This window comes from Microcystis sp. LE19-10.1B, from assembly GCF_027530565.1.
GTDB lineage: Bacteria > Cyanobacteriota > Cyanobacteriia > Cyanobacteriales > Microcystaceae > Microcystis > Microcystis aeruginosa.
Genome location: NZ_JAPZQM010000448.1, coordinates 1 through 6,518, shown reverse-complemented (window position 1 = coordinate 6,518; position 6,518 = coordinate 1). Strand labels below are relative to the sequence as shown.

4 protein-coding genes are annotated in these 6,518 nt (G+C 43.7%); all 4 read right to left on the bottom strand.

Annotated elements, in window-relative coordinates; translation table 11 throughout:
• Positions 1-88 precede the first annotated feature (88 nt).
• A complete protein-coding gene (locus O9332_RS16380) occupies positions 89-322 on the bottom strand; it encodes an FAD-dependent oxidoreductase (protein ID WP_288026460.1) in 234 nt (77 codons plus the stop codon).
• Positions 323-368: 46 nt separating this feature from the next.
• A complete protein-coding gene (locus O9332_RS16375; RefSeq protein WP_288026458.1) occupies positions 369-2,921 on the bottom strand; it encodes an alpha-L-rhamnosidase-related protein in 2,553 nt (850 codons plus the stop codon).
• Between the two features lie 31 nt (positions 2,922-2,952).
• Positions 2,953-3,177, bottom strand: a complete 225-nt coding sequence (locus tag O9332_RS16370) for a hypothetical protein (RefSeq protein WP_002762514.1) — start codon at positions 3,175-3,177, stop codon at positions 2,953-2,955.
• A gap of 473 nt (positions 3,178-3,650) precedes the next feature.
• Positions 3,651-6,092, bottom strand: coding sequence for a glucan 1,4-alpha-glucosidase (locus O9332_RS16365; RefSeq protein ID WP_002762512.1), 2,442 nt, complete (start codon positions 6,090-6,092; stop codon positions 3,651-3,653).
• Positions 6,093-6,518: the final 426 nt, after the last annotated feature.

The window sequence follows — 6,518 nt, the reverse complement described above, 5'->3', positions numbered from 1 at the left end:
ATTGAGAATGACCGGGGGAACTCTGAAATTTTCGGCTTAGTTGCCGGCAGCTTGCCGCCAACTCACTCCTCTAGATAAGTATTTTGACTCACGCCCCTTCCTCTTTTGAGACGTTGTGACACTTAGGGTGCGGAATGTGGGCTTCAAGGGTTAAACCTTCACCAGTTCCCGCCTCAAGAACTAAAACTCGTTTTCCCTGTTCACTCAATTGTTTGGCCGTAATCGCTCCAGCGATTCCGCCGCCGACGATGACAGCATCGTAGTTGGTTTGAGAGACGGTCTGCCAATCAACTAATTTGACACCGGTTTGACTTTGACTCATTATGTTACTCCTGAAGGGTTGCTTTTTAAATCTCTAAGTCATTTTGTTAGGTAATCTTTCCCGAAAAGGAGAGAAGTTTGATCGCAGCGATATTGACATAATTATAACTCCCGCTTACACCACCAATACCATTGTTGCCAGTGTAGTTTTGATAATGAGCGAAACTAGACATATTAATTGCCTGCTCGTCGCTAAAAATCTTAATTGTGTAACTATGTCCGACACTCAAGTCAACTTTGGTCAAAATTAAAGATGACTCTAGCCAGCGATTCCAGTTGCCAAGCTGGGGCATCACCAGATAACTATCAGCAACTATTGTATCAGTTTCTGAATCTTTCATTTGCATTCGTTTAACGGCACAAGTAACTCCTGTATTAATTGGTCCAGCACCATTTCCAGCTATCACCTGAATACCATGAGTACCACTATACTTAGCCTTGATATCGACGGTTAAACTATCATCTGGCTTCCCCCAATTATCAAAATATACTTGTCCATGAGCTTCGGAAGGATTACGGCCAATCGCCCTAAATTCCTGGGCTGTAACCGAATAAACCCGCTCAGAATTTACTCCCCAATAACAAACAGGTTTAGCCCGTTGAGAAATAGTTCCACTGTTAAGATAAACACTTTCTAGTGTATAGCAGTAGCTTGGTGATTGGCTACCTTTAGTATCTTGATCTTGCCAGGAACCGCGCTGATCAAAAATCTTAATTTTTTCCGCCACCAACCGGCCATCCCTATAAACATTTACCACCACCTCGTCAGTATTTTCCTGATTCAAATTAAAGAAAATTTCTAAGTTACCTTGACTAGCGGTGATCGCTTCGATTACTGGTGGGCGAGGAGCATATCTTTTTCGATAGTCTTGTAAATCATCAACTAAATTAATTGAGGCACTTTGCACATCTTGATCGACTAAATTTACCTCAATAAAATTCTCAGATGCCAGCATCGATTCAGCAATTTCTCCGACAACTAACTCCTGGTTGAGATAGACTTCTCCTAGGCTGTATGCCCCCTTATTTTCCCCATTAATCGGGGGTAAATTGATCACGATATTGATTTGATGACCTCGATAGGGCAGGCGATTGAGAACTAATTTCTGGGAGTCAGGGAAGAGAGTATTGCGTAACTCTCTTGTGATAAAAGGAGAAACACTAAATCCCGCATCGGTCCAAGATAATCCAAAAATTAGCTCATGGACCATAGACAGATAGCCGGCCACCGACCAAAGCTGACGGGGTGAATTAACCACAGGTTCTTTGGCTGGTTGATTTTGCAGTTCAACTAATCCGCTCACGGCATCAAAATTTTCCATATTGGATAAGCTCAGTGCTGCTCCTCGGATTAAAGAGGTAACTCCCAGATTAACGGCTGCATCATTTTTGACTTTTTTGGCGGCTTTAAGCCAATAGGCAGTGACGAAGGGCCAGATAGCTTGGTTATGGTAAATTGGTATATCCCTTTGTTGAGGCCAGATTACCGGAGCGCCTTGTGGTAGATGAGGGTAGTTGGCGACAATTTGGGCTGCTTGGGTTTGATCGGCAATATCGAGGAGAATGGCCAGGGAACTGCCCAATAAATCGTATTGGTGAGCCGGTCGAAAATCGAAAGCTGTTGTAATAAAAGTTGAATATAGCTGTTTATCTGGCAAATACAGGTGAGTGCGGATAGCTTGACGCAATTCCTCAGCCCATTTACTATACTTTTGTTTGGTTTCGGGTTCCCCCAACTCCCCAGCCAAAGACGCAGCTAAAAGTAAAGCCGAAAGATGACAAGCATTAGTAGAAAGAGCTTTAGACATTCCAATTTGTACTGGATCTTCGGCTACCCATTGGGGATAACTTTGTTCCCGCCAATCTAAAAATGACTGTTCCCCTCGATAAAGTCCATCTTGAGGTTCAAAGATAACTTGACGATCCTGTTCGATCGTATTCTTGAGTGCTTCGTAGGCTTTTCTCGCAAAATTATCCCTTGGCTCACCTTGTAGTTGTCGTAACAGAGTCCTCGCCCCAAAAGACCAAACCACGCGATCAGTTGAGATGGGATAGCTTCCCCCAGTGCCGGTATCTTGGACAATTTGCAGTCCGCCACCTTCGCGGCGTTCGGAGAGTTTAAAGCTGAGAGAGTTTAAAGCCCGAATTGGATCGAGAACTCCTAAACCGAGATCGACAGCATAGGAAGTATCTCTTGTCCAAACATAGGTCCAAAACAAGCCCGTCTCAAAAAAGCCGCCTTCTGGTGCGGGTAATGGGTTTCCATCATTGAAAGCTCCATCACTGATCTGGTTAACTGAAGCATCCCGCACTTCTTGTAAAGCTAAAGCATAGAGAGCATCAAACCAGAGCCGATTGCTTTGGAGATTGGGACTGGAGGGCAATTCTTCAATTGTTCTTGGGTTAGGCAGATAATCTTGATAAATTTCCCTCTGAGAGTCGGATAGTTTGTTTTCAAATGGTGCAGTTGTCTCCAAAGAAAAGTGCCTTTTGTCACTTATAATGTCAACTTTAACAGTGGCATTATAAGGGTCATCTTTCCAGACATCGCTATTATTACATTGGTTGTTGTCTGGTTTTTGAAAAGAGTGATCAGCCATCAAATTTCTCCTCAAAAATTTGAATATTTTTCTATTGTTGAGGTTTATCCTCAGCGAATTTCTGAGTTACTTTCAATCCGAGAACTCCCAAAACAATCCCGACGATCGAGATATCAGGAACAAATGCTTGATCTCTGACGATATGCACAATCCAATCTGCACAAAAGCAGAGGATAACTAGCCAAGTTTGCGCTCTCACAGAAGAGAACTGTCCATTGTTTTCTTGAAAAAATTGGTTTAATAATGATAACTTCATTGTTTCTCTGGGGGTTGTTCAAAATGAATAAGTAGGGTTTGCTGAATAAATCTAAAAACCTTGTTGGGTAAGCCTTTTAGACTTTTTGTCAATCAAAAAGTACCAGTTCTGGGAGTGATCGGGGGGAAAATTCAGGGACTTTTTCCCTGAAAATTAGGTAGTTGACCACCTGAAAATCGCTAAAACCCTACACCCCAAACCCCACACCCTGCCCCCATGAAAAACTTTTTGCCACAAACCCTAAGTAAGAGTTGACGCGGGATAGGAATTTACTGGTATTGCAGCCTTGAGCTTCTTAAGCAGGTTCGAGGTTTAAGCCACAAGCCGATTCTCTCCTGCCCCCGCAACAGTTATAGTCATTTCAATTAAGATTGAGAATATCAATCCCAGAGTTCCTAAGGATTTTGTCGGTCTAGAATGTATCAGACTTATCTGAAATGACTATACTTTTGGTTAGCTCATGGGCAACAAATCTATTGATATCTCGCCTTGACGATCGAGTAAGAATCCCAAATATTCTTGTCGGTCAGTGACTTGACTAACTTGATATATTCAGCATGAGTCCAAGCTAAAGGCGTTGCACTATTAGTCCCTTCTCCCGTGACGTAATTATGGGTGCTATTATCACCGACACCATCCCAAACTTGTTCGGGAAGCATGAAGCTTTCGTTGGCAAAATATTCCATAGCTCGAACATAAGTATCACGAATTTTGGCAACATCTTGATCGCTAAGGTTGCCTCCATTTTGGGCTTTGGCTAACTCAAGTTCATAATGTCCTCGTTCGCCGGTAAAGAAAGGCCAAACCCGTCCGCGGCGAAGATTTTTTAGACCATCGTTAACATCACGAAAATTGCTACCATCATTGGTTTGTTCGCCATAGCCGTCATTGCCATAGCGTCGGAATCCTGGATACTCCTTACCATCAAAAGTGAAGTTGTACTTAACCTTTAAACTCTCTTCGAGATTAGCATTATCGAAGGCACAAACAGTTTCAGCAATGTGCAGATCATCTCCTTTTCGGACACCATAACGCACCAGTTCCAAGAAACCGCCATCTAAGATTTGGCGTTCATCAGCTTTAAGAAGACTATTATTGTCGTGGATGACACTGCCATTGTTAGGATTGGCGTCAGGGCTAACTCTGAGCAGATATTGACCAGATTCTTGACAGGGGGTAGCCCGTCCAGTGGTGGTAAACATAAAGTTATCCACATTCTTTTGATATTCATCTGCTTGTTTCAAATAGAATGCGGCCGCACCGGGATCATTAGCTGCATTTTGAGCAATATCAGCCGCTGCCACTAACCCAGTAATCTCTGCGGCTATAGTGGAAGGGGAATAGCCCGATTGTTCTTCCCAGCGTTCTTGATGGGTTTGGGGTGGATTAATCTGGCGCTGATTTGATTGATAACCACTGCTGGTATTGATACTAATATTTACCTGGCCGCCATTAGCGAGAAATTCGGCGGCGGGTTTCAACATCGTGGGATACCAGTTACTGATTTGACTATCCGAGAGAATTCCGGCTTTCCATAATTTCCAACCTAACATAATGGGCATCGCCGTTTGATCCATCTGGACTCCTACCCACTCTAATTCGCCATCAACGTGGGTTTTTTGTAAAAACCAACCGGTAGCGCCGGAGTTACCCGGAGTGTCTGATTTTACTTGGACTTTTGGCAGATATTTAAAAGCCGCTAAGGGGGTTTCTCGATCTCCTAAAGCTAACAAAGCCATAGCCGCCTGATAAAAGTCTCTCGGCCAAACTGCCCGATAGCCGGTGGCAAAGCCATCAGCATTAACGGTATCTCCCCAGGGAACAGATAAAGAAGCAATTAAAGCCCCGGCATTTTCCTTATCTTCCATGCTTTTCAGGGTAAAAGCACTAGCATAAAGCTGTTTACCTTTGTCACCGGTGTTGGCAATCATAGCGGGCATATTGCTAAGGCTGGCTAGATAGTCTTCCCATCCTACGGCATTGCCTTTGCCGTTGTATTTCGCCAACAGGCTATCGTAACCCTCACTTAAAGAAGCGTCTGCTTGTGCTGTTGCTTGAGCGTAACTGCTGCCAAAGCCGACGACAAGATTAAAAGTGGAGGTTTGACCTTGATTGAGGGTGGGCAATTGGGCCATCATCGCCACATTGCCTGGCTGATTCTGATTGGTATAATCATAGGTCCAGTCCATGACTCCATCTTTCATTAAATCTTGATAGCCATCACTGTTACCAACATATCCGGCTGAGGTTTTAACAAAAGGAGATGAACTTTTTAAACTCAGGTAAACAGTCTCACCTTCGCGAGCATTGAGGCTATCGCTTCTGACAAAAGCCACATCTTGACTCCCGGTATTATTCAGGTGGGGATTAATGAGAATATAGGGAGTAATATTATCCTCATTGGCGGTCAAGATCACTTTTGTAAACAAAGTTTGGCGATCGGGGTCGGTAAAGATGTGCTTTTCAATGGTGTATTTGCCATTTTTAGCAGTATTGACGACACGATAGGCGGGAGAAAGAGGCCGACCGCTGCTATCCTTATCGAGATAGTCAACCTTGCTGTTAGTATCAGTTTTTTCTTGATTGAAAAAACCGTTGCCCGTCACCAAGAATTGTAAGTCGTTGATCTGAGCGCGATCAATTTCTCCATAGGCAGTTTCCGTGACAATGCCTTGAGCGATGGAAAACCAAACCTTGGAGATGGCATTCGTCGGTCCATCATCTTCATAGCTGCTGTTTACATACTGCTCATAGGAAGTGCCAATGCCTTGCTTTCCGGCATAGGACCAAAGGGAGGGAACACCGGGGGCGCCGGGGGCTATCCCTCCGCCAACTGCCCAAGCAAGGTTTGTTCCTAAGAAGAGAACAGAGCAAAGGGCAATTAAGCTAACTAATAAACAACGTTTCAGGTTCATGGGAGTAATCGTAGATGGGGTTAAATCAAATTGACTGGGTAATGTTCAAGGTATTTTTGCGGTTCAAGGGTGGAAGTTTCGGATCTACAACGTTGCTCCGATAGATGAGGTTTGCTCTCGCATCCGCAATACTTGATTAGCAATGATTACTCGTGGCTTCACCCTTCGGGCAAAGGCTGTAATTCTTTCAAAAAACTCAGGCTAGGGGCAAAGAAATATTCGCCGCCTTTCATGTTAACCCAAAGTTTGAAATTGTATTCTTCTGTTTCTGATTCGCCCCATTTTTGGCTCTTCGGTTTGTGTTATGCAATGGACGGGGGTTATATTGGATGTAACCCTTATATAGAAAGGCATTTAGCGATTTTTGTCGATTGTTTTTGATCTAGAGCGAACTAATCAATTAAGTCTCTTACCAGATAAGGATTT

Coding starts and splice junctions, on each gene's coding strand:
- O9332_RS16370 (WP_002762514.1), bottom strand. CDS start 3,177: ATGAAGTTATCATTATTAAACCAATTTTTTCAAGAAAACAATGGACAG.
- O9332_RS16365 (WP_002762512.1), bottom strand. CDS start 6,092: ATGAACCTGAAACGTTGTTTATTAGTTAGCTTAATTGCCCTTTGCTCT.
- O9332_RS16375 (WP_288026458.1), bottom strand. CDS start 2,921: ATGGCTGATCACTCTTTTCAAAAACCAGACAACAACCAATGTAATAAT.
- O9332_RS16380 (WP_288026460.1), bottom strand. CDS start 322: ATGAGTCAAAGTCAAACCGGTGTCAAATTAGTTGATTGGCAGACCGTC.